22 protein-coding genes are annotated in these 23266 nt (G+C 67.3%); 18 read left to right on the top strand and 4 right to left on the bottom strand.

All coding sequences use genetic code 11. The annotated features are described in order from the left end of the window. The first annotated feature begins 130 nt into the window (after window positions 1-130). The 12 genes from ACODTJ_RS18775 (at window position 131) to ACODTJ_RS18720 (ending at window position 11856) form a co-directional block, all read left to right on the top strand. Complete coding sequence (locus ACODTJ_RS18775) at window positions 131-1225, top strand: TRAP transporter substrate-binding protein (protein WP_454656666.1); 1095 nt, start codon at window positions 131-133, stop codon at window positions 1223-1225. A gap of 238 nt (window positions 1226-1463) precedes the next feature. Then, window positions 1464-2474 carry a beta-N-acetylhexosaminidase gene (gene nagZ / locus ACODTJ_RS18770; RefSeq protein ID WP_454656667.1) on the top strand — a complete coding sequence of 337 codons (1011 nt, stop codon included), beginning with the start codon at window positions 1464-1466 and terminating at the stop codon, window positions 2472-2474. A 48-nt stretch (window positions 2475-2522) separates the two neighbouring features. Then, entirely contained in the window at window positions 2523-3353 is an 831-nt protein-coding gene (locus ACODTJ_RS18765; RefSeq protein WP_454656668.1) for a segregation and condensation protein A, read from the top strand. Next, the gene (gene scpB, locus ACODTJ_RS18760) at window positions 3350-4048 is read left to right on the top strand and encodes an SMC-Scp complex subunit ScpB (protein WP_454656669.1); all 699 of its coding nucleotides are present in this window, start codon (window positions 3350-3352) and stop codon (window positions 4046-4048) included. The genes ACODTJ_RS18765 and scpB overlap by 4 nt, the downstream gene beginning before the upstream one ends. A 247-nt stretch (window positions 4049-4295) precedes the next feature. Continuing rightward, complete coding sequence (locus ACODTJ_RS18755) at window positions 4296-5336, top strand: ABC transporter ATP-binding protein (RefSeq protein WP_454658981.1); 1041 nt, start codon at window positions 4296-4298, stop codon at window positions 5334-5336. 80 nt (window positions 5337-5416) lie between these two features. Then, window positions 5417-5665, top strand: a complete 249-nt coding sequence (locus tag ACODTJ_RS18750; RefSeq protein WP_454656670.1) for a twin-arginine translocase TatA/TatE family subunit — start codon at window positions 5417-5419, stop codon at window positions 5663-5665. Between the two features lie 44 nt (window positions 5666-5709). Then, a complete protein-coding gene (tatB, locus tag ACODTJ_RS18745; RefSeq protein WP_454656671.1) occupies window positions 5710-6396 on the top strand; it encodes a Sec-independent protein translocase protein TatB in 687 nt (228 codons plus the stop codon). After that, window positions 6393-7205 (top strand): twin-arginine translocase subunit TatC, encoded by an 813-nt coding sequence (tatC, locus tag ACODTJ_RS18740; RefSeq protein WP_454656672.1) that lies wholly within the window; start codon window positions 6393-6395, stop codon window positions 7203-7205. The genes tatB and tatC overlap by 4 nt, the downstream gene beginning before the upstream one ends. 106 nt (window positions 7206-7311) lie before the next feature. Continuing rightward, window positions 7312-8613 carry a serine--tRNA ligase gene (gene serS / locus ACODTJ_RS18735; protein WP_454656673.1) on the top strand — a complete coding sequence of 434 codons (1302 nt, stop codon included), beginning with the start codon at window positions 7312-7314 and terminating at the stop codon, window positions 8611-8613. A gap of 3 nt (window positions 8614-8616) precedes the next feature. Continuing rightward, complete coding sequence (gene surE, locus ACODTJ_RS18730; protein WP_454656674.1) at window positions 8617-9378, top strand: 5'/3'-nucleotidase SurE; 762 nt, start codon at window positions 8617-8619, stop codon at window positions 9376-9378. Between the two features lie 19 nt (window positions 9379-9397). Next, window positions 9398-10060, top strand: coding sequence for a protein-L-isoaspartate O-methyltransferase family protein (locus ACODTJ_RS18725; RefSeq protein WP_454656675.1), 663 nt, complete (start codon window positions 9398-9400; stop codon window positions 10058-10060). 422 nt (window positions 10061-10482) lie between these two features. Beyond that, a complete protein-coding gene (locus ACODTJ_RS18720) occupies window positions 10483-11856 on the top strand; it encodes a peptidoglycan DD-metalloendopeptidase family protein (protein WP_454656676.1) in 1374 nt (457 codons plus the stop codon). Window positions 11857-12158: 302 nt separating this feature from the next. On the opposite strand, the gene ACODTJ_RS18715 is transcribed toward ACODTJ_RS18720, so the two are convergent. Further along, window positions 12159-13043 (bottom strand): ATP-binding protein, encoded by an 885-nt coding sequence (locus tag ACODTJ_RS18715; protein WP_454656677.1) that lies wholly within the window; start codon window positions 13041-13043, stop codon window positions 12159-12161. 342 nt (window positions 13044-13385) lie between these two features. On the opposite strand from ACODTJ_RS18715, the gene yajC reads away from it, so the two are divergent. The 5 genes from yajC to ACODTJ_RS18690 all read left to right on the top strand — a co-directional run bounded on the left by yajC (window position 13386) and on the right by ACODTJ_RS18690 (window position 17820). Beyond that, window positions 13386-13661, top strand: coding sequence for a preprotein translocase subunit YajC (yajC, locus tag ACODTJ_RS18710; protein ID WP_454658982.1), 276 nt, complete (start codon window positions 13386-13388; stop codon window positions 13659-13661). Window positions 13662-13723: 62 nt separating this feature from the next. Continuing rightward, window positions 13724-15334: a protein translocase subunit SecD gene (gene secD / locus ACODTJ_RS18705; protein WP_454656678.1), complete on the top strand. Its 1611-nt coding sequence runs from the start codon at window positions 13724-13726 to the stop codon at window positions 15332-15334. A 33-nt stretch (window positions 15335-15367) separates the two neighbouring features. After that, a complete protein-coding gene (gene secF / locus ACODTJ_RS18700) occupies window positions 15368-16330 on the top strand; it encodes a protein translocase subunit SecF (protein WP_488849581.1) in 963 nt (320 codons plus the stop codon). Between the two features lie 135 nt (window positions 16331-16465). Then, window positions 16466-16843 (top strand): Mth938-like domain-containing protein, encoded by a 378-nt coding sequence (locus ACODTJ_RS18695; RefSeq protein ID WP_454656679.1) that lies wholly within the window; start codon window positions 16466-16468, stop codon window positions 16841-16843. A gap of 89 nt (window positions 16844-16932) precedes the next feature. Continuing rightward, entirely contained in the window at window positions 16933-17820 is an 888-nt protein-coding gene (locus ACODTJ_RS18690; RefSeq protein ID WP_488849574.1) for a phytoene/squalene synthase family protein, read from the top strand. 45 nt (window positions 17821-17865) lie between these two features. Here ACODTJ_RS18690 and trmFO read toward each other — a convergent pair whose 3' ends face one another. Together trmFO and ACODTJ_RS18680 are read right to left on the bottom strand one after the other, a co-directional pair. Continuing rightward, window positions 17866-19272: a methylenetetrahydrofolate--tRNA-(uracil(54)-C(5))-methyltransferase (FADH(2)-oxidizing) TrmFO gene (gene trmFO, locus ACODTJ_RS18685; protein WP_454656681.1), complete on the bottom strand. Its 1407-nt coding sequence runs from the start codon at window positions 19270-19272 to the stop codon at window positions 17866-17868. A 185-nt stretch (window positions 19273-19457) separates the two neighbouring features. After that, window positions 19458-19613 (bottom strand): DUF1127 domain-containing protein, encoded by a 156-nt coding sequence (locus tag ACODTJ_RS18680; RefSeq protein ID WP_082009515.1) that lies wholly within the window; start codon window positions 19611-19613, stop codon window positions 19458-19460. A gap of 561 nt (window positions 19614-20174) precedes the next feature. Between ACODTJ_RS18680 and ACODTJ_RS18675 the strand changes: the two genes are divergently transcribed. Continuing rightward, a complete protein-coding gene (locus ACODTJ_RS18675) occupies window positions 20175-20528 on the top strand; it encodes a hypothetical protein (protein WP_454656682.1) in 354 nt (117 codons plus the stop codon). Window positions 20529-20727: 199 nt separating this feature from the next. On the opposite strand, the gene ACODTJ_RS18670 is transcribed toward ACODTJ_RS18675, so the two are convergent. After that, window positions 20728-23121: a heavy metal translocating P-type ATPase gene (locus ACODTJ_RS18670; RefSeq protein ID WP_454656683.1), complete on the bottom strand. Its 2394-nt coding sequence runs from the start codon at window positions 23119-23121 to the stop codon at window positions 20728-20730. Window positions 23122-23266: the final 145 nt, after the last annotated feature.

Here is a 23266-nt window from a genome sequence, read left to right as displayed (position 1 = left end):
TTCATTTGAATCAGACGCATGACAGGGTGCGCCGCCGCGCTTGTTTCATGCGTTCGGCCATGCGAGTAGCCTCCCCAACAACGCGAGGCTTGCCCCGAAGGGGCAGCCGTCCGAACGCTGGAGGTAACCCATGGATCGCCGCAAGTTCGTCAAGGCCGCTGCCGCAGGTGCAGCCGGCAGCGCCGCCATCGCCGCGCCGGCTGTCGCCCAGTCGCAGCCCAAGATCAATTGGCGCCTGACCTCAAGCTATCCCAAGAGCCTCGACACGCTCTATGGCATCTCGACCCATGTCGCGAAGCGCGTGGCCGAGGCGACCGACAACAATTTCCAGATCCAGGTCTTCGCGCCCGGCGAGATCGTGCCGCCGCTGCAGGCACTCGACGCCGTGCAGAACGGCACCGTCGAGTGCAGCCATACGCTGGCGAGCTTCTATATCGGCAAGGACCCGGCCTTCGCCTTCGAGACCTCGCTGCCCTTCGGCTTCAATGCCCGCCAGCAGAATGCCTGGCTTTACCAGGGCGGCGGGCTCGAACTCTGCCGTGCCTTCATGAAGAGCTACAACATCCACACCATCCCGTCGGGCAATACCGGCGCGCAGATGGGCGGCTGGTTCCGCAAGGAGATCAAGTCGCTGGAGGACCTGAAGGGCCTGAAGTTCCGGATCGCCGGCCTTGGCGGGCGGATCATGGCGCGCCTCGGCGTCGTGCCGCAGACCATCGGCGGCGGCGACATCTATCCGGCGCTGGAGCGCGGCACGCTCGATGCCGTCGAGTTCTCCGGTCCCTATGACGATGAGAAGCTCGGCTTCGTGAAGGTCGCCAAGTACTATTACTATCCCGGCTTCTGGGAGGGGAACGCGAATGTCAGCTTCCTCGCCAACCAGGACAAGTGGAACGAACTGCCGGCCTCCTACAAGGCGATCGTCGAAGCGGCCTGCGCCGAGGCCAACATGAACTGCCTGGCCAAGTACGACCACAACAACCCCGACGCGCTGATTCGCCTCGCCGGCACGGGCGCGGAGCTGCGGCCCTTCCCGCAGGAGGTGATGACGGCGGCGTTCAAGGAGGCCTTCGCGATGTATGGCGAACTCGCCGCCAGCAACGCCAATTTCAAGACCTTCTACGATTCCTTCCTGCCGTACTGGAAGAAGGAACAGCTCTGGTTCCGCATCGCCGAACTGCCCTTCGACGCCTTCAACGCGCAGAACTACCAGCAGGTGAAGTGAGGGACTTTTCCCGCCAAGGCGTGTCATCCCGGGCGACCGTAGGGAGACCCGGGATCCATGCCTGAACCATGCCGGACGCGCTCCGGCATGGATCCCGGATCGGCGCCGCCGAAGGCGGCTTGTCCGGGATGACGTCGAAGGTGAGGCGATGACGGTGCCTCGTCGCCATTGCTTTCCCGCATCGGCCTGGTCCGAAAACCGCATTTGCCTTTTTGGGCCGATGTCGTAACCCGATGTCATGACATCGCGCGCCTTCATCGCCGGCTGCCTCGGCACGAGCCTCACCGCTGACGAGCGGGCCTTCTTCCGCGACGCCAGGCCCTGGGGCTTCATCGTCTTCAAGCGCAACACGCAGACGCCCGAGCAGACTGCGGCGCTGACGGCGGAGATGCGCGAGACCGTTGGCTGGCACGCGCCGATCCTGATCGATCAGGAGGGCGGGCGGGTCCAGCGCATGGGGCCGCCGAACTGGCCGAAATACCAGTCGGCCCGCGCCTTCCTCGCGATCAACGATCCCATCCGCCAGCGCGAGATCGTCCGCCTCAGCGCCCGCCTGATGGCGCATGACCTGAGACAAGTCGGCATCGATGTCGATTGCCTGCCGGTGCTCGACGTGCCGGTCGCCGGCAGCCATGACGTGATCGGCGACCGGGCCTATGCTCATGACCCCGATCAGGTCGCGCGGCTCGGCCGGGCCGCCGCCGAGGGGCTGATCGCCGGCGGCGTGCTGCCGGTCGTCAAGCATATGCCCGGCCACGGCCGGGCGCGGGCCGACAGCCATCACGACCTGCCGATCGTCGATGCCTCGCTGGACGAATTGCGGGCGCATGATTTCCGGCCGTTCCGGCATCTCGCCGACATGCCGCTGGCGATGACCGCGCATCTCGTCTTCACCGCGCTCGACGCGAAGAACCCGGCGACGATCTCGCGGAAGATCGTGCGCGAGATCATGCGCGGCGAGCTCGGCTTCGACGGGTTGATCATGACCGACGACATCTCGATGAAGGCGCTGTCCGGCTCGTTCGAGGCGAAGTCGCGGGCCGCGATCCGGGCTGGCGTCGACGTCATCCTGCATTGCCACGGCATCATGGACGAGATGATCGCGGTCGCCGGGGCCGTGCCGGAGATGACCGGCGCCCGCGCCCGTCGCGCCGCCGCCGCACTCGGCCGCATCCGGCATGAGCCGGAGCCGGTCGATCTGGAGGCCGCGCGCGCAGAAGTCATGGCCGCGCTTGCCTTGAGCGCCTGAACGGCCGAATCTGCATCTCCGGGGATGACAGGTGGGGCAGGGCCTTCGATGACGGCCGAATTGCCATTCGAGGAAGACCGCAGCGAGCGCGCGGGCGAGCCTTCGCTCGTCGTCGATGTCGACGGCTATGAAGGACCGCTCGACCTGCTGCTCGATCTCGCGCGCCGGCAGAAGGTCGATCTGCACCGCATCTCGATCCTCGCGCTGGCCGAGCAGTATCTCGCCTTTGTCGAGGAGGCGCGGGCGCTGCGTCTCGAACTCGCAGCCGACTATCTCGTGATGGCGGCCTGGCTCGCCTATCTCAAGTCGCGCCTGCTGCTGCCGGAGCCGCCCAGGGGCGAGGAGCCCAGCGCTACCGATCTCGCGACCGCGCTCGCCTTGCGCCTGCGCCGGCTGGAAGCGATCCGCGTCGCCGCCAACAAGCTCTCGGCGCGCGAGCGGCTGGGGCAGGACGTGTTCGCCCGCGGCGCGCCGGAGGAGATCGTTGCCGGCGCCCGGCCGGTCTGGGAGGCCGAGCTCTACGATCTGCTCGCGGCCTATGCCCAGCAGCGGCAGAAGCGGGTGCAGGGCCATATCTCGGTCGGCCACCGCGTCGTCTGGTCGCTGGTCGAGGCGCGCGAGGCGTTGCAGCGGCTGGTCGGGGAGGCCGGAGACTGGACCGAGCTCGACGGCTACCTGATGCAATACATGATGGCGCACGGCCTGCCGGCGCGGGAGATGGGGGCGACGGTGCGGGCTTCAGCCCTGTCGGCGATGCTCGAGATGGTGCGGGAAGGGGTGATCGACCTCCGCCAGGATGAGGCCTTCGCGCCGATTCAGGTGCGCCGCCGCTCGGCCCGGCCTGAAGGCCTGCCCTTCGCGGCCAAGGATGCTTCATGACCGGCGCGGCGGCTGAGCCCGGGGATGTCGAGGCCGATGGCGGGGCGGAGGCCTTTGCGCAGGCGGTGCGCGTCGTCGAGGCGCTTCTGTTTGCTTCGGCCGCGCCGCTGACCACTGATGCGCTCGGGCGCGCGATCCCGGCCGGCATCGCGATCGATCAGGTGCTGGCGCGGCTTGTCGAGAGCTATGCGCTGCGTGGGGTCAATCTGCGTCAGGTTGCCGGCGGCTGGGCCTTTCGCACGGCGCCGGACCTCGGCTACCTGCTCGCGGCCGAGGCGGAACCGCCGCGGCGCCTGTCGCGGGCTGCGCTCGAGGTGCTGTCGATCATCGCCTATCACCAGCCGGTGACGCGGGCCGAGATCGAGGAGATCCGCGGCGTCGCCACCGCCAAGGGCACGCTCGACATCCTGCTCGAGGCGGGCTGGGTGCGCCTGCGCGGGCGGCGGCGCTCGCCGGGGCGGCCAATCACCTACGGGACGACGCCGGGCTTCCTCGATCATTTCGGGCTCGATCGCATCGACGACCTGCCGGGACTCGAGGAACTCAAGGGCACGGGCTTCATCGAGGGGCGGCTGACGCGCGACCTCGCCGTGCCCGTTCCCGACGACGATCCGGGCTTGCGCGACGACGAGGACCCGCTCGGCGATCTGTTCAGCCCGCTTGACGACGGCGAAGGCGGATCGCAACAGGGGTGAGGGTGCACGCTGAGGTCGCTGCTCCCCTCCGTATGTCATCCCGGACGAGCCGCGTCAGCGGCGCCGATCCGGAATCCATGCCTGAGCTTCTGCTGGATGCGCTCCGGCATGGATCCCGGGTCTCCCTTCGGTCGCCCGGGATGACAGCGCAAATTTGGATAGGTGGAGCAGGGCATTGGCGCAGAGCGAAACCAAATCAGGATGGCTCGGCTGGGGCCGGCGCGGCACGGCCGGGGCGGCGATCCCGATGGCGCTCGGCTTCGAGGGCGTGACGCAACGCTTCGGTTCGGTGACGGCGCTGTCCGATGTCTCGCTTTCCGTCAAACCCGGCGAGATCGTCGCGCTTCTCGGCCAATCCGGCTGCGGCAAGACGACGCTGCTCAGGCTCGCGGCCGGGGTCGAGCGGCCGAGCGCCGGTCGCGTCCTGCTGGAAGGGCGAGACGTCTCCAACCCCGATCGTTTCGTCGAGCCCGAGCATCGCGGCGTCGGCTTCGTCTTCCAGGACTATGCCCTGTTTCCGCATCTTTCGGTGCGTGAGAATGTCCGCTTCGGCCTGCGCGGCCAGGCTCCGGCCGCGGCCGATGCGACCGCCTTGCGGGCGCTGGGGCGGGTCGGTCTCGCAGAACTCGCCGATGCCTATCCGCATATGCTCTCGGGCGGCGAGCAGCAGCGCGTGGCACTGGCGCGTGCGATCGCGCCGCGGCCGGGCGTACTGCTCATGGACGAGCCCTTCTCCAATCTCGACCGGCGTTTGCGCGATGTGGTGCGTGACGAGACCGCAGCCCTGCTGGAAGAGACCGGTGCGACCTCGATCATCGTCACGCATGATCCCGAGGACGCGATGCGGATCGCCGACCGGATCGTGCTGATGCGGGCCGGCCGGATCGTCCAGATCGGCACCGGCGAGGAACTCTACCGGCAGCCTGCCAGCCTCTTTGCCGCCCGATTTTTCTGCGACTTAACCGAGGTCGAGGGGCGGGTTTCCGATGGAGCCGTCGATACCCCGTTCGGCCGCTTCGCAGCGCCGGGGATCGCGGAGGGCGCGGCCGCCATTGCCTGCATCCGGCCGCACCGCGTTCGTATCGTGCCGAAGGGCTATTACCTGCGCGGGCGATTGATCGGCCGGCGCTTCCTCGGGGAGGCCGACCATCTGCAGGTGAGGGTCGACGGCTTCGATCGGGCCCTGTCGGTGCGGGCGCCGCTCTCTGACGAGATCGCGGTGGGCGACGAGATCGGGGTCGAGATTCCGTCGGATGAAGTCCTTGTGTTTCCGGCTGCGGATCAATAGGTTCCGCCGCCGAACAATCGACCGGACAAGGACTTGGTTGGGGCCTGCCCCGGTCGACGCAATTTCGGAGGAGTTTCGCCATGGGTGGCGTGAGCATTTGGCACTGGATCGTCGTCGGCGTCATCGTGATGCTGCTGTTCGGACGCGGCAAGGTTTCCGAGCTGATGGGCGACGTCGCCAAGGGCATCAAATCGTTCAAGAAGGGCATGGCCGAGGATGACGAGACGGCGGCGCCGACCGCTACGACCGTCGATCCCAAGGTGATCGACCAGACGAAGGCCGACAACGCCGCTGCCCAGGCCCAGGCCAAGGCCGAGCACAAGGCCTGATGCCGCTGCCCCTTCGGGGGCAGGCTTGAGAGGACGAGCCGTCGATGTTCGACATCGCCTGGAGCGAGATGGTGCTGATCGGCGCGGTGGCGCTGGTCGTTATCGGCCCGAAGGACCTGCCCAAGGCCCTGCGCACGGTCGGCCAGACGATTGGCCGTGTCAGGCGCATGGCCTCGGAGTTCCAGGGGCAGTTCAACGACGCGATGCGCGAGGCCGAGCTCGCCGACCTGAAGAAGCAGGTCGAGGATGTCGGCGGATCGGTGTCGAGCGCGCTGAACAATGATTTCAAGCCGATCGACTCGATCAAGGACTTCGAGGCTTCCAAGCCCGATGCGCCGAAGCCGGACGAGGCCGCGCTGAAGGAGGCCGAGGCCAAGCTCGCCTCGCTGCCGCCGCCTGAGCCTCTGCCGCCGGTCCAGATCGCGGCCGAGACGCCCAAGCCCGCCGACAAGCCGAAGCGCGCGAGCAAGGCCGCAGCCGAGCCGGCGGTCCCGGTCGTCGCGGCGCCGGTTGCCCCGGCCGTCGCGGCTGAGCCCGCTCCGGCGAAGCCCGTCCGCAAGCGCAGCGCCAAGGTCGCCGAAGCACCGGCTGCGGTGCCTGTCGTGGCTGTGTCGGCCAAGGCGCCGAAAGCCGCCGCGCGCAAGCTCAAGGTCGCTACCGCCCCGGCTGAACCCGCCAAGCCTGCCGCCCGCAAGCGCAAGGCCGCCAAGGGCGAGGAGAATTCCGCATGAGCGTCGCCAATCCTCGCGAGGGCGAGGACGAGATCGAGGCCTCGCGCGCGCCGCTCATCGAGCATCTGGTCGAGCTGCGCTCGCGGCTGATCAAGTCGCTGATCGCCTTCCTGCTGATGTTCTTCGTCTGCTTCGGCTTCTCGACGCAGATCTACAACATCCTCGTGCTGCCCTATGTCTGGGCCGCCGGCAGCGCCGCCAATGCGCAGCTGATCTATACCGGCCCGCTCGAGCTGCTCTTCACCCATATCAAGGTGGCGGCCTTCGGCGCCGGCTTCTTCGCCTTCCCGGTGATCGCGACGCAGGTCTACAAGTTCGTGGCGCCCGGCCTCTACAAGAACGAGAAGGCGGCGTTTGCACCGTACCTGATGGCAACGCCGGCGTTCTTCACGCTTGGCGCGATGCTGGTCTTCTTCTTCGCCATGCCGGTGCTGATGAAGTTCTCGCTCGGCATGCAGCAGGCCGCGACCGAGACGCAGGCCGGCATCGCGCTCCTGCCGAAGGTCAGCGAATATCTCTCGCTGATCATGACCCTGATCTTCGCCTTCGGCATCGCCTTCCAGCTGCCGGTGATCCTGACCCTGCTCGGGCAGGCCGGCATCATCGATTCGAAGTTCCTGAAGGAAAAGCGCCGCTACGCCATCGTCTTCGTCTTCGTCGTGGCGGCGGTGCTGACCCCGCCGGACGTGATCTCGCAGCTCATGCTCGCGATCCCGATGATGCTGCTCTACGAGCTTTCGGTGTTTTCGGTGCGCCGGGTCGAGAAGAAGAGCGAAGCCGCGAAGGCCGAAGAGGGCGCGGCGGAGTAATCGATCTCCGCCGTCCGGAATGACGCGAGGGGTGGTTCCCTCGCGCGCGATCCCGGTCTAGAGCATGCGACGCTGCATTCCGCAGCGATGGCATGGCCGGACGACGATGTACGACATCAGATGGATTCGCGAGAACGCCGCGGCGTTCGACAAGGGGCTTGAGCGCAGGGGCCTGGCGCCGCTGTCGTCCTCGCTGCTCGCACTCGACGATGTCCGCCGCTCGTCGATCGCCAAGGCGCAGGCCACGCAGGAACGCCGCAACGCGCTCTCCAAGGAGATCGGCAAGGCGATGGGCGCGAAGGACGTCGCGCTCGCCGACACGCTGAAGGCCGAGGTCGCGGCGCTCAAGGAGCAGCAGCCGGCGCTGGAGGCCGAGGAGAAGGCCGCCAAGGATGCGCTCGACGAGAAGCTCGCCGCGATCCCGAACGCGCCCTTCGACGACGTGCCTGATGGCGCCGACGAGCACGGCAATGTCGTGCTGCATGTCCATGGCGTGAAGCCGGAGGAGCGCGGCCTGCTCGCGGGCGTCAACGACCCCAAGCAGCATTTCGAGCTGGGCGAGGCCCTCGGCCAGATGGACTTCGAGAAGGCGGCCAAGCTCTCCGGCTCGCGCTTCGTCGTGCTGCAGAGCGGGATCGCGCGGCTGTCGCGGGCGATCGGGCAGTTCATGCTCGACACGCACACCGAGGATCACGGCTATACCGAGGTCAACCCGCCGCTGCTGGTGCGCGATGATGCGATGTTCGGGACGGCGCAACTGCCGAAGTTCCGCGAGGACCAGTTCCGCGCCGGCGAGGAGCATTGGCTGATCCCGACCGCCGAGGTTCCGCTGACCAATCTGGCAAGGGAATCAATCCTCTCCGAGGAAGAGCTTCCGCTTCGATTCACCGCGCTGACACCCTGCTTCCGGTCGGAGGCCGGCTCTGCCGGACGCGACACGCGCGGCATGCTGCGCCAGCACCAGTTCGAGAAGGTCGAGCTCGTCTCGATTACCGCGCCTGAGAAGTCGCGCGAGGAGCATGAGCGCATGCTCGCCTGCGCCGAGGCGGTGCTGAAGAAGCTCGACCTGCATTATCGCGTGATGACGCTGTGCACCGGCGACATGGGCTTCGCCTCGCAGAAAACCTGGGACATCGAGGCCTGGCTGCCCGGCCAGAAGACCTATCGCGAGATCTCGTCCTGCTCGGTCTGCGGCGATTTCCAGGCGCGGCGGATGAACGCCCGCTACAAGACGAAGGACGGCAAGGGGCCGTTCTTCGTGCACACCCTCAACGGTTCGGGCACGGCTGTCGGCCGGGCGCTGATCGCGGTGATGGAGAACTACCAGAACGCCGACGGCTCGATCACCGTGCCGGACGTGCTGGTGCCCTATATGCGCGGCGTGACGCGGATCGAGAAGGCGGCCTGAGACATGCGTATCCTCGTCACCAATGATGACGGCATCCATGCCGAGGGCCTGGCCGTGCTGGAGCGCATCGCGCGCCAGCTCTCCGACGATGTCTGGGTCGTCGCGCCCGAGACCGACCAGTCCGGCGTCGCGCATTCGCTGTCGCTGTCCAATCCGCTGCGGCTCCGCGAGATCAGCGAGAAGCGCTACGCGGTGCAGGGCACGCCGACCGATTGCGTGATCATGGCGGTGCGTTCGGTCATGGCCGATGCGCGGCCCGATCTCGTGCTCTCCGGCGTCAACCGCGGCTCGAACGTCGCCGAGGACGTGACCTATTCCGGCACCATCGCTGCCGCCATGGAAGGCACGCTGCTCGGCGTGCCCTCGATCGCGATCAGCCAGGCCTATGCGCCCGGCAATCGCGATTCGATCCGCTGGGACTGCGCCGAGAGCCATGCGCCGGGCATCATCCGCCGTCTGCTGGAAGAGGGCATTCCGGAGGGCGTGCTGTTCAACCTGAACTTCCCCAATGCGGGACCGGACGAGGTTGCGGGCGTCGCCGTCACCGTGCAGGGTCGACGCGACCAGGAACTGGTGCAGCTGGAGCCGCGCAAGGACGGCCGCGGCAATCCCTATTACTGGATTGCCTTCCAGCGCAGCGGCAAGGAGCCGGCCAACGGCACCGACCTGAAGGCGCTGGCCGAGAAGCGCATCTCGATCACGCCGCTCGAACTCGACCTGACGCATGAGCCGACGCTGACGCGCTTCGCGCAGCTGTTCGCCTGAGCGAGAGGCGGGGAGGGGCATGAGCGAGGACGCGCCGGCCAGCGAAGGCGAGCGCACCGTCGCCTTCCTGCTCTCGCTCCGCGCGCGGGGCGTGCGCGATCTCGCGCTGCTGCGCGCGATGGAGCGGGTGCCGCGCGACCGCTTCGCGCCATCCCGCTTCGCCGATCTCGCCCGGCAGGACGTGTCGGTGCCGCTGCCCTGTGGCCAGACGATGACGGCGCCGCATACGGTCGCGAACCTGCTCGGCGCGCTCGACATGCAGCCGGGCGCGCGGGTGCTCGAGATCGGGACCGGATCGGGTTATGTCTCGGCGCTGCTGGCCGCGATGGGGGGCGAGGTCGTTTCGCTGGAGCGCTATCGCTCGCTCGCATTGGCGGCTCATGAGCGCGTTTCCGACAGCGGCTTCGGCGGGGCCGTCGATCTGCGCCATGCGGACGGATTCCAGCCTGACCGGACGCTCGGGCGTTTCGATCGCATCCTCGTCAACGGCGTCACGCAGGCGGTGCCGGAGGCGTTGCTGGCGCGGCTCTCGCCGGGCGGTCGTCTCGTCGGCGCGCTGCGTGTCGAAGGGGCGGCGCGGCGGGTCGTGGTCACCCATCTCGAAGACGGGCAGTTCGACCATGCGACCGGGCCGGCGCTGCGCCTGCCGCCCTTGATACCCGGCCGGTCGCGCGCGCTGTAGGCGTGCCGTCGCACCGGCGGCCGTCCGTTCAGGCCAGCAGGTGCCAGGCGGCCCAGCCGAGAAAGCCGATCCACGCGATCGTCGTGACGACGGCGGCGATCACGATGGTGATGGCAACGAAGCCTCTGAAGCGATCCATGTCGGTTCCCCGAGGAGCCGGCCCGCCTGGCATGGGGTGAGGTGGACCAATCTCCGGCATATCTTACCCTTACGTCATGCTGGCGCGCATCCTACATTCGAGGGATGCCGGTGGATCGCTGAGGGGTCTTGCGCTCATGGGCGGGCGGTCAGGCCGGCCGTACCCGGCTCCTTGCGGCGCCTGGAACGCGTTACCCAAGTTTCTGGCGCCGTTTACGCGAAATTAAGCTCAACGGGACTTTAATCCCGGTCATCGAGTTGCGTCGTTCGCGAGTACTCAGTTCATGCGTAGCCAAGCCGAAACGATCAATCCCCGCGCGCTCCGTCGCTTGTCGACGGTGTGCCTGTTCGCTCTCAGCGTCAGTGCCTGCTCGTCGGATGCGATGCGCTTCACCGACACGCCGTTCGAGAGCCCCTTCAAGTCGGCCCAGGCGCCGTCCCAGTTCCGTGATCCGGCCACGACCGGCTCGATCGGGCAGGTGTCGAGCGCGCCGCTGCAGCCGGTGGCTTCCGCTCCGGTCGTTCGGGCGCAGTCTCTGCCGCCGCCGCAATCCTCCGTCGCGCTGAGCTCGCCGGTCCCGCAGGCCGTCTCCGGCGGTGCCGCCGGCTGGTCCGCGCAGGGCGGAACCCCCGTCGTGCTCGCCCAGGGTGAGACACTCGACACGATCTCGTCGCGCTATGGCGTGCCGCGCGCCGCCATCATGTCGGCGAACGGGCTGAACAGCGCCAACGTTGCTCCCGGAACGCGCATCACCATTCCCGTCTACAACGCTTCCGCCTCTGCTGCTCCGGCCGCCGCCCCCGCGCCGGCCCGCCAGGTCGCCCAGGCGCCGGCCGAGACGCAGCGTTTCGTCGCCGGCCCGTCGGCGGCTCCGCGTGTGACCCCGCCGGCTGCCGTCGATCCGAAGGCGCAGGCAAAGGCCGCTGCCGACGCGAAGGTTGCTGCTGCCGCCGAGGCCAAGGCGAAGGCTGCCGCCGATGCGCAGGCCATGAAGGAATCGCGCGCCCGTTTCGCTGCCGAAGCGAAGGCCAAGGCCGATGCCCGCAAAACCGGCGCCGCCCTGCCGACGCCGGTTGCCAAGCCTGCGGCTGCGCCGGTCGTCGCTGCGAAGCCTGCTCCCGAGGCGAAGCCGGTGAAGACCGCCGTGCCAGCCGCCAAGCCGGTGGTCGTCGCGAGCGCTCCGGCTGTCGAGCCGAAGCCGACCGCGATCCCGAAGGCCGATCCGGTTCCGGAGCCGAAGACCACGGCCAGCATCCCGAAGCAGGAAGAGGAGACCTCTTCGGCCGACAAGGCGGATTTCCGCTGGCCGGCGCGCGGCCGCGTGATCTCGGGCTATAGCGGCAAGGGCGGCAACGAAGGCATCAACATCGCGGTTCCCGAAGGCACGCCGGTCAAGGCGGCCGAGGGCGGCACGGTCGCCTATGCCGGCAGCGAGCTGAAGGGCTACGGCAATCTCGTCCTGATCCGCCACCCGAACGGCTATGTCTCGGCCTACGCCCATAACGGCGAGCTCAAGGTGAAGCGCGGCGACACCGTGAAGCGCGGCCAGGTTGTCGCCAGCTCCGGCCAGAGCGGCAACGTCTCCTCGCCGCAGCTCCACTTCGAACTACGCAAGGGTTCTGCGCCGGTCGATCCGACGCCCTATCTGAACAACTGATCCAGGAGCCGCGGACGAATTTTCCAGCCTTCGATCGGTTCCGCGAGACCCTCCCGATCGAAAAGAACGGGGCTGCCCCAGAAAAGGGCGGCCCCGTTTTCGTTTGTGTTCCGGGTTGGGCAGGCAGTTGCCTCGGTTGTCATTCCGGGGGGCGCCACAGGCGCGAACCCGGAACCCACGACTGGGCTGGCCAATAAGACCGGTTGTGGACGGCTCACCCGGTCGTGGGTTCCGGGTTCTTCGCTGCGCGAAGCCCCGGAATGACAAGGGGGGGGCAAAGTCGTTGCGAGCGTACGCCTTTTTCAGGATTCCAGCCGCTTGCCCAACCGGCCGGCGAGGTCCTGGATGTACTGCCAGGCGGTGCGGCCGGAGCGGGAGCCGCGCGTCGTCGACCATTCCAGCGCGTCGCGGCGCAACTCGTCGGCGGCGACATTTAGTCCGAAATGGCCGGCATAGCCGTTGATCATCTCCAGGTATTCGTCCTGGCTGCATTTGTGGAAGCCGAGCCAGAGGCCGAAGCGATCGGACAGAGAGACCTTTTCCTCGATCGCCTCGCCCGGATTGATCGAGGTCGAGCGCTCGTTGTCCATCATGTCGCGCGGCAGCAGGTGGCGGCGATTCGAGGTGGCGTAGAACACGACATTGTCGGGACGGCCCTCGACGCCGCCGTCGAGCACCGCCTTCAGGGACTTGTAGGAGGTGTCGTCGCTGTCGAAGGAGAGATCGTCGCAGAAGACGATTGCATAGTGCGGATCGTTGCGCAGCAGGCTCATCAGCGCGGGCAGGCTCTCGATATCCTCGCGATGGATCTCGATCAGCTTCAGCGGCAGCGCATCCTTGGCGAGGCGCAGGTTGGTGTCGGCATGGACGGCCTTGACCAGCGAGGACTTGCCCATGCCGCGCGCGCCCCAGAGCAGCACGTTGTTGGCCGGCAGGCCCTGGGCGAAACGCTCGGTGTTCTCGGCCAGCGTGTCGCGAACGCGATCGACGCCGCGCAAGAGCGAGAGTGCGACGCGGTTCACCTTTGGCACCGGCACCAGCTCCGAGCCCGCAGCCTGCCAGACGAAGGCGTCCGCAGCCTTGAGGTCCGCGGCCTTGCGGCGGGGCGGGGCGATGCGCTCGAGCGCGTCGGCGATGCGCAGCAGCGTGGCCAGCGTCTGGTCGGGGGCGGTTTCGGTCGTGGTCATGGCAGCTTGCGCCTTCGTTTCGTTCTGTCGAACCGTACCGTACCGTCCGGTACGGTTCACGCCGCTAGCTAAACCACGCCGTGGATCGTGCGCAAGGGGCATTGCGCGAATGGCAGCCAGCCCATAGGTGAGGGAGCGCGCGCGGGAAACCGGGCGCGTCCGATTGATTTCATGGCGTTGCTGGCTATAGTCCGCGCGATTTTCCGGCCGGGCGGTGGTTTTGGCCTTACGTCTTTCCATCAGAGATTCGCGGTCGGCGGCGTGCCGCCGCCGTACCAGAGGAGTGTATTCGTGATCACCCCCGCTTTCGCCCAGGCTTCGGGAGCCGGTGGCGGCGCCGACATGCTGATCCAGCTCGTGCCGTTCCTGCTGATCTTCGTCATCATGTGGTTCCTGATCATCCGGCCGCAGCAGCGCCGGGCGAAGGCTCACCAGGAGCTGATCAAGAACGTGCGTCGCGGCGACACCGTCGTCACCTCCGGCGGCATGATCGGGAAGGTCTCGAAGGTCGTCGACGATGCTGAGATCGAGGTCGAGATCGCCGACGGCGTGCGCGTGCGCATCGTGCGCGGCATGATCCAGGACGTCCGCTCCAAGAGCGAGCCGGTCAAGAACTGAGAATGCCACGGTCAGGCTCCGCATGCGGAGCCTGAGCCACGATAACAAGGCTGTTCACGCAGATGCTTCGTCTCCAGGCCCGCAAGGTCATCCTCGTCCTGCTCGTGCTGTTCATCGGCTGTGGGCTCGCCGTGCCGAACCTCTTGTCGCCTGAGACGCGCAAGGCCATCGAAACCAACGCACCGTCCTGGATTCCGCGGGCCTTCCTGCCGATTCATGCCGTGGTGCTCGGCCTCGACCTGCAAGGCGGGTCCCACGTCCTGCTCGAGATCGACCGGGCCGAGCTGGTGCGCAGCCAGGTCGTCCAGCTGCGTGACGACGTCCGCCGCATCCTGCGCGACGAGCGCGCCGCGCCCCAGGGCGGCATCCAGACGACGCCGCGGGGCGTGCAGGTCCGCGTTCCGGACGCCACCGAGCGCGCCCGCGTGATGCCGAAGTTGCGCGAGCTCGCCCAGCCGATCGGCACGATCGGCGCCTTCGGGCCGTCGGGCAACCAGTCGATCAATGTCACGGAACAGCCGGACGGGCTGATCCAGCTCACGGTGACGGAAGCCGGCTCGAACGAGCGCATCCGCCGCGCCGTCGAGCAGGCCATGGAAGTGCTGCGCCGTCGCGTCGACGCGCTGGGTACGACCGAGCCGAATATCCAGCGCCAGGGCCTCGACCGCATCCTGGTGCAGGTGCCGGGCCTGCAGGACCCGCAGCGCCTGAAGCAGATCCTCGGCGATACCGCCAAACTCGAATTCCGCCTCGTCGGCGATGCGAACAGCAGCGATGTCGACATGCTGCCTTCGCAGGATGCCGGCGGCCAGATGGTGCCCGTTCTGCGCCAGCCCGTCGTCGACGGCGCCGACCTGATCGACGCGCAGCCGGCCTTCGACTCGCGCTCGGGCACGCCGATCGTGAATTTCCGCTTCAACATCCGCGGCGCCCAGCGCTTCGGCCAGATCACCACCGAGAATCTCGGCCGCCCGCTGGCGATCGTGCTCGACAACAAGGTGATCTCCTCGCCGGTGATCCAGTCGCCGATCACGGGCGGCTCGGGCCAGATTTCCGGCAATTTCACGGTCGAGCAGGTCAACAACCTGTCGATCCTGCTGCGTGCCGGCGCGCTGCCCGCCAAGATGACCATCGTCGAGGAGCGCACTGTCGGCCCCGGCCTCGGCGCCGACTCGATCCAGGCGGGCAAGATGGCGACCCTGATCGCGACCGTGCTGGTGGTGATCTACATGCTCGCGACCTACGGCATCTTCGGCCTGATCGCGAGCATCGCGCTCGTCGTCCATGTCGGCCTGATCTTCGGCCTGATGTCCTTCCTCGGCGCGACGATGACGCTGCCCGGCATCGCGGGCATCGTGCTGACCATCGGCACGGCGGTCGACTCGAACGTGCTGATCTACGAGCGCATGCGCGAGGAGGAGCATCAGGGCCGCAGCCTGGTCTCGGCGCTCGAAGCCGGCTTTCAGCGCGCCTTCGCGACGATCATCGACTCCAACGTCACCATGCTGATCGCGGCCGTTGCGCTGTTCTCGCTCGGCTCCGGCCCGGTGCGCGGCTTCGCGGTCGTCTTCATCCTGGGCATTCTCACCACCGTGATCACGGCGGTGACGCTGACCCGGATGCTGATCGCGATCTGGTATCGCTGGGCCAAGCCCAAGCATCTTCCGTTCTGACGCTGCCAACCCCTCAGGAGATTGGCCATGCGCATGCGCCTGCTTCGTATCGTTCCCGACAACACCAAGTTCAAATTCGTCTGGTTCCGCCGCTTCAGCTATCCGCTGTCGGCTGCCTATTCGATCCTCGTCCTCGCGCTCTTCCTGACCGTCGGCCTGAATTTCGGCATCGACTTCAAGGGCGGCACGCTGATCGAGATGCAGACGAAGGGGCAGGCGGTCGACATCGCCCAGATCCGCCATACCGCCAACGGGCTCGGCTTCGGCGAGGCCGAGGTGCAGGAATTCGGCTCGGGCGGCGAGGTCTCGATGCGCTTCGGCATGCAGCCGGGCGGCGAGACCGCGCAGCAGGCGGTCGTGGTCAAGGCGCGCGAGGCCTTCGCCTCGACCTTTGATTTCCGCCGCGTCGAGACGGTCGGCCCGCGCGTCTCGGGCGAACTGGTCCAGGCGGGTACGCTCGGCGTCGTGCTCGCGATCGTTGGCGTGCTGATCTATCTCTGGTTCCGCTTCGAGATGCCGCTGGCGATCGGCGCCATTCTCGGCACGCTGCACGACATCGTGCTGACCATCGGCTTCTTCCTGATCACGCAGCTCGAATTCAACCTGACCTCGATCGCGGCGATCCTGACCATCGTCGGCTATTCGCTGAACGAGACCGTCGTTGTGTTCGACCGCACACGCGAATTGCTGCGCCGCTACAAGACCATGCCGGTGGCCGAGCTGCTCGACCTCTCGGTGAACTCGACCCTGTCGCGCACGGCGATGACGGCGACCACGACCTTCCTGTCGCTGCTGGCGCTCGTGATCTTCGGCGGCTCGGCGATCGAGGGCTTCGTGCTGGTCATGCTGTTCGGCGTCGTGGTCTGCACCTATTCGGCGATGTTCGTCTCGACGCCAGTGCTGCTCTACATGGACGTCCGCTCGGCCGGCGCCCGAGAGGAAGCGCAGGAGGCGGCGCGGGCCGCCAAGGCTTCTGCCTCCAAGGCGAAGGCCTGAGCGCTGTCGTCATTGCGAGCGGAGCGACGAAGCAATCCAGGGAGACTGGGTGCGACGTTCCGCTCAGTCTCCCTGGATTGCTTCGTCGCTTCGCTCCTCGCAATGACGACGAGGGAAGCCTGAAGGAGAGAGAGGATGCCGCGCTTCGAGGGCTTCGTTCCCGGCCGGTTCCCGCTCGACGCCATCGGCGCGGGCGGGTTCCGCTTCGCCGAGATGAGCCACAAGGGCTCGATCATCGCGACGCCGGCGGGCATCCGTATCTGGCCGGTGACGCGCTTTGCCGAGATCACGATCGAGAGCCTTCAGCCGGTGCTCGACGAGGCCGGTACGATCGATTTCCTGCTGATCGGGACGGGGCCGGACATCGCCTTCATTCCGCCCGCTCTGCGTGATCCCTTGAAGCAAGCCGGCATCACGGTCGAGGGCATGGCGACCGGAGCCGCAGCGCGGACCTATAATGTCCTCGTCGGCGAAGATCGGCGGGTTGCGGCGGCGCTGATCGCGGTCGATTAGATGCCGGCCATGTTGGCCAGGCGTGGCGGGAACAGGGTGCTTGCCCTAAGATTGGAAACGGCCGCATGATGACGGGCCGAGGCGGGACAATGCCGCAGACCGATACCGACGACCGCAGGGAAACCGCGCCGGCGCGCCTGCCGGAGGCTTATGCCCATTGCGCCGAGCTCGTCCGCGAGCAGGACCAGGACCGCTACATCGCCGGGCTCTACGCGCCCGAGGACCGCAGGGCGGCGCTCTATGCGCTCTATGCCTTCAGCCTGGAAATCGCACGGGTCAGGGCGCTGGTCAGCGAGCCTCTGCCCGGCGAGGTCCGGCTGCAATGGTGGCGTGACGTGCTGGAAGGGCAGGCAGGGGGTGAGACGCAGGCGCATCCGGTGGCTGCCGCCCTGCTCGACACGATCAAGCGCTATCGCCTGCCGGCCGCTCCCCTGACCGCGCTGATCGATGCGCGCATCTTCGACCTCTACGACGATCCGATGCCTTCGCTGCGCGACCTGGAGGGTTATGCCGGCGAGACGGCGAGTGCCGTGATCCGGCTGGCCTGCATCATCCTGGCCGGCGGGCGCGATCCCGGCGGGGCGACGGCTTGCGGCCATGCCGGCGTCGCCTATGCCTTGACCGGGTTGATGCGTGCCTTTCCCTGGCATGCGGCCGAGGGGCAGGTCTATTTGCCGGCCGACATCCTCACCCGCAACGGCGTGACGCGCGACGATATCGTGCGCGGGCGCGGCGGGCCGGGTGTGCTCTATACGCTCAAGGAACTGCGCGAGATCGTGCGTGGACACCTGAAGCGGCTGACCAGCCTCGGCGAGACGATCCCCGCCGGCCTGAAGCCGGCCTTCCTGCCGGTCGCGCTGGTCGAGCCTTATCTCAAGCGAATGGAGGTCGGCGGCTACGATCCCTACCGCACCATCATCACCCTGCCGGCCTGGCGCCGGCAATGGGTGCTGTGGCGGGCGTCGCGGAAGCGCTGAGGTGCGTCATGCCCGGGCTTGACCCGAGCCAGACGCTTTACCTCGTCACTCCGCCGCCTTCGCCTCGACGCCGCCGGCCCATTCGTCCATGACCTGCTTGGCGCGGATCGTCAGGGCCTGCTTGCGGGCGAGGCTCTTGGCCGGGCCTTTCAGGCGCTTGCCGTCGGGGCCGGTGGTCGCCACGCCCTCGATCAGCGGGAACAGGCCGAAATTGATGTTCATCGGCTGAAAGGAGCGCGGCCCCTCGTCGATGGTGACGATGTGGCCGCCGGTGATGTGGTTCACCAGCGCGCCGAGCGCCGTCGTCGCAGGCGGCAGGGGCAGGTCGCGCCCGAGCCGCTCGGCGGCGGCCATGCGACCGGCAAGGAGGCCGGTGGCGGCACTCTCGACATAGCCCTCGCAGCCGGTGATCTGGCCGGCGAAGCGCAGGCGCGTATCGGCCTTGAGACGCAGGCGCTCATCCAGCAGCTTCGGCGAGTTCAGATAGGTGTTGCGGTGGATGCCGCCGAGCCTTGCGAACTCGGCGTTCTGGAGGCCCGGGATCATCCGGAAGATCGCAGCCTGCTCGCCATATTTCAGCTTGGTCTGGAAACCCGTCATGTTGAACAGCGTGCCGAGCGCGTTGTCCTGCCGGAGCTGGACGACGGCATAGGCCTTGACCGTCGGGTTATGCTTGTTCGTCAGGCCGACCGGCTTCATCGGCCCCCAGCGCAAGGTCTCGCGGCCGCGCTCGGCCATGACCTCGATCGGCAGGCAGCCGTCGAAATAGGGCGTGCCTTCCCATTCCTTGAATTCGGTCTTCTCGGCTGCGAGCAGTGCGTCGATGAAGGCCTCGTACTGGTCGCGGTCGAGCGGGCAATTGATGTAGTCGGCGCCGGTGCCACCCGGCCCCGCCTTGTCGTAGCGCGACTGGAACCAGGCCTGATCCATATCGACCGAATCGAAATGGACGATCGGCGCGATCGCGTCGAAGAAGGCGAGCGCATCCTCGGATGTCAGCGATTGCAGGCCCTGCGCCAGCGCGGGCGAGGTCAGCGGGCCGGTGGCGATGATGACATTGTCCCATTCGGCCGGGGGGAGGCCGGCGATCTCGCCGCGATCGATGGTGACGAGCGGGTGGGCTTCCAGTGCTGCGGTGACGGCCTGCGAGAAGCCGTCACGGTCCACCGCGAGCGCGCCGCCGGCCGGGACCTGATGGGCGTCGCCCTTGGCCATGATCAGCGAATTCAGGCGGCGCATCTCCCAATGGAGCTGGCCGACCGCATTGCTGGAGGAATCGTCGGAGCGGAAGGAGTTCGAGCAGACGAGCTCGGCCAAGCCTTCGGTCTTGTGGGCGTCGGTGCCGCGAACGGGGCGCATCTCGTGGATGATGACGGGGATGCCGGCCTCAGCGATCTGCCAGGCGGCTTCGGAGCCGGCGAGACCGCCGCCGATGATGTGAACGGGTTCCATGGCTGCGGATGTGTCCGCAGCGGGCCGCGAGGTCAAGGGACAGGCGCCCTGAAATGCAAAATGCCCGCCGTGAGGCGGGCATTCGCTCTTCGACCGAAGCTCGAGGGGAGGGGAAACACGAGCCTCAGGAGAAACTACACGGAACGCGCCGCACCCTGTGCGCGGCGGTTCTCATTCCAGAGCCTTCAGGCCGCGGCGTGCGAACGCGCGATGAAGGAGATCTCCGAGCGCGACAGGCCGAGATCATCGAGCTCGCGGTCGGTCAGACGGGAGAGCTCACGAACGGTCTCGCGATAGCGGAGGTAGGCGCGAATTTTGGCAGCGATCATGGTGACGAACATGGTGGTATCCCTTGCGAATATTCCGGACCGGGGCGGTGCCCACAGCGACAATCTCGTTGTGCAGTGCATATAAACCGGACAGCCTGCTTCCAACAGGGGCACAAGGTCAGCTCCGATATGCAATCAATGCATGTCGAGTTAAGGTTCCGGTCATTTTCGTGGGGTCGTTCTGCGTTGACGGTAACGGTTGCGGCGAAATTGAGGAAATTCGCAGCCTATGATTTGTGCATTCATAAATTTGAGCGAGTAGTCTGGCGATATGCGCCTCTGAAATAGGCATGTTGCGGTTGCTAAATGGTGGGCGCTTGCGACGGGGCAATTTTGCGTTGCGGTACGAGGCGCTGCGGATGCGATGCCTGGTCGCAGCGGGGGGCGACGGCGCGACTCAAAATGATCCGCGTGCGGCAGTGTTTGCCGGGCAGAACTTGCCGACTTCAGAATGGGTGGCCCATCGTTGTCTGGGTCTATTTCTGGCCAATCTATTGAATTGAAAGAAGAATCCTTGCGATCCGCTCGCGGCCCAGGGCTTGCCTCACGGTGGTCAACAGAAAGGAGCGCGCGATGACCGTCTCATTCTCGACCTCGAACTGGCCCGTCAACCTGCCGAAGACCTACGCCGCCAAACAGGCGGCCGATAACGATTCGAAGCAGGATGCCGGAGCTTCCGGCTCGTCCTCTGCTTCATCGCCCTCGGCCGAATCCGAGTTCCTGAAGATCGCGCGGATGACGCCGGAGGAGCGGGTTCAGGCCGCACTCCTCGCCAAGCTCGGCATGACCGAGGACGAGTTCAACAAGCTCGATGCCCAGGCCAAGGCGGACGTGATGACCAAGATCCGCGACGAGATGCTGAAGCAGATGGAAGCCAAGGGCGAGAGCGCGAACAAGACTGGTGCGCTCGCCGATATCCGGGTCTGAGGCACGCCTGGACGCTGCTGAAGCTGTATGGTCGCGGCTTTGCGCCGCCTTTGTCATTCCGGGGCTTCGCGCAGCGAAGAACCCGGAACCCACGACCGGACGAGCCGCTTGCAACTGAACAATGCAGTCGCACCCTGTCGTGGGTTCCGGGTTCGCGCCTGCGGCGCGCCCCGGAAAGACAACTGTGTGGCGCTGCTGTTCAGCTCGCCTTGCCGGCGTCGAAGCGCAGGAGCCGCAGCGCGTTGGCGGTGACGATCACGGTCGCGCCGGTATCGGCGAGGATCGCAACCCAGAGCCCGGTATAGCCGAGCACGCTGGTGACCAGGAACACGGCCTTTAAGCCCAGCGCGATGGTGATGTTCGTGCGGATATTGCCCATCGCCGCCCGCGCCAGCCGGATCAGCGCCGCGACATCGCGCACGCGGCTCTTCAGCACCGCGCCATCGGCGGTCTCCAAAGCGACATCGGTGCCCGAGCCCATGGCGATGCCGATGCTGGCAGCGGCGAGCGCGGGCGCGTCGTTAATGCCGTCGCCGACCATCATCACTGCGGTCTCGCTGGAGAAGGCCTTGATCGCCGCGACCTTGTCGTCGGGCATCAGTTCGGCCTTGTGCTCCATGCTGAGGCCGGCGGCGATGGCGGCGCCGGTGCGGGCATTGTCTCCGGTCAGCATGGTCGAGCGGATGCCCATCGCCTTGAGTTCGGCGATGGCCGCCGCGGCGTCCTCGCGCGGCTCGTCGCGCAGCGCGATGAAGCCGGCGAGCGCGCCGTCGACGATGACGGCGGCGACAGTCTTGCCGGCAGCCTCCAGTTCCTCGGTCGTGAGGCGTGCCCGCTTGTCGAAGGGCGCGCGGCTCTCGGCATGGCGGGGAGCGCCGACGAAGACGGCGCGGCCATCGGCCTTGCCGGTGACGCCCTGGCCGGCCAGCGCCGCCGCCTCGGTCGCCGGCTTGTAGGCGATGCTCTTGCTGCGGGTGTGTTCCAGCACGGCTTCGGCCAGCGGGTGCGACGAGCCGTGCTCGACAGCGGCGGCGAAGGCCAGGACCTCAGCCTCGCTGCCGGCGAGCGCCACGACATCGGTGACACCAGGCTTGCCTTGCGTGAGCGTGCCGGTCTTGTCGAAGGCGACGAGGCCAGTCTTGGCGGCGGTCTCGATGACGACGCCGCCCTTCATCAACAGGCCCTGGCGGGCGCCGGCCGACAAGGCGGCGGCGATCGAGGCGGGCACCGAGATGACGAGCGCGCAAGGGCAGCCGATCAGCAGCAGCGCCAGTGCCCGGTAGATCCAGACCGACCACTCGGCGCCGAGCAGGAGCGGGGGCACCAGCGCGACCAGCACGGCGAGGCCGACGATCGCCGGCATGTACCAGCGCGAGAAGCGGTCGATGAAGCGCTCGGTCGGCGCGCGGGCTTCCTGCGCCTCCTCGACCAGGCGGATGATGCGGGCGATGGTATTGTCTTGCGCTGCCTTGTCGACGCGCACGCGCAGCGCCGCCTCGCGGTTGACCGAGCCGGCATAGACGGGCTCGCCGACGCCCTTGGTCTTGGGCACGGATTCGCCGGTGACCGGGCTCTCGTCGATGCCGGAGGTGCCGTCGGTGATCTCGCCATCGGCCGGGATGCGGTCGCCGGGGCGGACCAGCACGGTCTGGCCGATGCGAAGGCTCGCGGCATCGACCTGGCGGGTCGCGCCGTTCTCCTCGACGATGGCGGTCTTGGGGACGAGGTCGCCGAGCGCGCGGATCGAGGCGCGGGCACGATCGGCCGCGACGCCTTCGAGCACCTCGCCGACCGCGAAGAGGAAGACGACCAGTGCCGCCTCCTCGGCCGCACCGATGAAGAGCGCGCCGATGGCGGCGATCGTCATCAGCATCTCGATGGTGAAGGGGATGCCGGCGCGGGCGGCCGCGACAGCGCGCTTCGCCACGGGGGTGACGCCGACGATACAGGCCAGGATGAAGGCCCAGTGGCCGATGCCCGGCCAGATCAGCCCGGCGGCATAGGAGGCGCCGAGCAAAAGACCCGTCGCGATGACGAGCCGGCCCTTGCCGGTCTGGTACCAGTTCGCGCCCTCGGGCGTGGCTTCGTGGACATGGCCGGGCAGGCCGTGGCCGTGATCCCCTGCGGTGGCGGACTGCTTGCCGGCCTTCGGGGCGTGATCATGACCGGCGTGGGAATGGCCGGAATGATCGTGCTGGTGATCGTGATCATGCGCATGGCCCGAGCAGCAGGCGTCGCCGTGCTGATGCTTCCCGTGATCGTGCGCGTGGTCGTGATGCTCGTGCGCGTGGACGCCATGATCGTGGCCGCAGCCGCAATTGTCCGGCTTGGCTGCCGGACGCTCAGTGGCCGGGGCCGCCAGAGCGGAGGTGCTGTAGCCGAGGCCGTTGACGCGCTTCTCGATCGCTTCCGGCGTGGTCGCGCCGGCATCGAGCGCGAGCGTCAGCGTTTCCGACATCACGGAGAGTTTGACGTCGCTGACGCCGGGCAGGCGCTCGACCGCGCCCCGAATCTTCGCCGCGCAGCTCGCGCAATCCATGCCGCCGACCTTCCAGGACAGGGTCTGGGCTGTGGTTTCGGGGCGGGCGGCCATGACGTGTCTCCGTCTCTCTTTCGCTACGGGACACTTCTCTACAAGCTGTAGCCACTTCAGGTTCAAGAGGGAAAATGCAGTTTATGCGCCTGCTGGTTCTCTCAAGCCTCGCGTTGTCATCCCGGGCTTGACCCGGGATCCATTC

The organism is Allobosea sp. FG18 (assembly GCF_057809495.1).
Note: the sequence above shows the minus strand (reverse complement) of the source record. Positions and strands in the feature narration are given on the sequence as shown.

What these genes read in the sequence shown, in the direction of transcription:
- ACODTJ_RS18775 (WP_454656666.1), top strand. Translation starts at nt 131, where the DNA reads ATGGATCGCCGCAAGTTCGTCAAGGCCGCTGCCGCAGGTGCAGCCGGC.
- nagZ (WP_454656667.1), top strand. Translation starts at nt 1,464, where the DNA reads ATGACATCGCGCGCCTTCATCGCCGGCTGCCTCGGCACGAGCCTCACC.
- ACODTJ_RS18765 (WP_454656668.1), top strand. Translation starts at nt 2,523, where the DNA reads ATGACGGCCGAATTGCCATTCGAGGAAGACCGCAGCGAGCGCGCGGGC.
- scpB (WP_454656669.1), top strand. Translation starts at nt 3,350, where the DNA reads ATGACCGGCGCGGCGGCTGAGCCCGGGGATGTCGAGGCCGATGGCGGG.
- ACODTJ_RS18755 (WP_454658981.1), top strand. Translation starts at nt 4,296, where the DNA reads ATGGCGCTCGGCTTCGAGGGCGTGACGCAACGCTTCGGTTCGGTGACG.
- ACODTJ_RS18750 (WP_454656670.1), top strand. Translation starts at nt 5,417, where the DNA reads ATGGGTGGCGTGAGCATTTGGCACTGGATCGTCGTCGGCGTCATCGTG.
- tatB (WP_454656671.1), top strand. Translation starts at nt 5,710, where the DNA reads ATGTTCGACATCGCCTGGAGCGAGATGGTGCTGATCGGCGCGGTGGCG.
- tatC (WP_454656672.1), top strand. Translation starts at nt 6,393, where the DNA reads ATGAGCGTCGCCAATCCTCGCGAGGGCGAGGACGAGATCGAGGCCTCG.
- serS (WP_454656673.1), top strand. Translation starts at nt 7,312, where the DNA reads ATGTACGACATCAGATGGATTCGCGAGAACGCCGCGGCGTTCGACAAG.
- surE (WP_454656674.1), top strand. Translation starts at nt 8,617, where the DNA reads ATGCGTATCCTCGTCACCAATGATGACGGCATCCATGCCGAGGGCCTG.
- ACODTJ_RS18725 (WP_454656675.1), top strand. Translation starts at nt 9,398, where the DNA reads ATGAGCGAGGACGCGCCGGCCAGCGAAGGCGAGCGCACCGTCGCCTTC.
- ACODTJ_RS18720 (WP_454656676.1), top strand. Translation starts at nt 10,483, where the DNA reads ATGCGTAGCCAAGCCGAAACGATCAATCCCCGCGCGCTCCGTCGCTTG.
- ACODTJ_RS18715 (WP_454656677.1), bottom strand. Translation starts at nt 13,043, where the DNA reads ATGACCACGACCGAAACCGCCCCCGACCAGACGCTGGCCACGCTGCTG.
- yajC (WP_454658982.1), top strand. Translation starts at nt 13,386, where the DNA reads ATGCTGATCCAGCTCGTGCCGTTCCTGCTGATCTTCGTCATCATGTGG.
- secD (WP_454656678.1), top strand. Translation starts at nt 13,724, where the DNA reads ATGCTTCGTCTCCAGGCCCGCAAGGTCATCCTCGTCCTGCTCGTGCTG.
- secF (WP_488849581.1), top strand. Translation starts at nt 15,368, where the DNA reads ATGCGCCTGCTTCGTATCGTTCCCGACAACACCAAGTTCAAATTCGTC.
- ACODTJ_RS18695 (WP_454656679.1), top strand. Translation starts at nt 16,466, where the DNA reads ATGCCGCGCTTCGAGGGCTTCGTTCCCGGCCGGTTCCCGCTCGACGCC.
- ACODTJ_RS18690 (WP_488849574.1), top strand. Translation starts at nt 16,933, where the DNA reads ATGCCGCAGACCGATACCGACGACCGCAGGGAAACCGCGCCGGCGCGC.
- trmFO (WP_454656681.1), bottom strand. Translation starts at nt 19,272, where the DNA reads ATGGAACCCGTTCACATCATCGGCGGCGGTCTCGCCGGCTCCGAAGCC.
- ACODTJ_RS18680 (WP_082009515.1), bottom strand. Translation starts at nt 19,613, where the DNA reads ATGTTCGTCACCATGATCGCTGCCAAAATTCGCGCCTACCTCCGCTAT.
- ACODTJ_RS18675 (WP_454656682.1), top strand. Translation starts at nt 20,175, where the DNA reads ATGACCGTCTCATTCTCGACCTCGAACTGGCCCGTCAACCTGCCGAAG.
- ACODTJ_RS18670 (WP_454656683.1), bottom strand. Translation starts at nt 23,121, where the DNA reads ATGGCCGCCCGCCCCGAAACCACAGCCCAGACCCTGTCCTGGAAGGTC.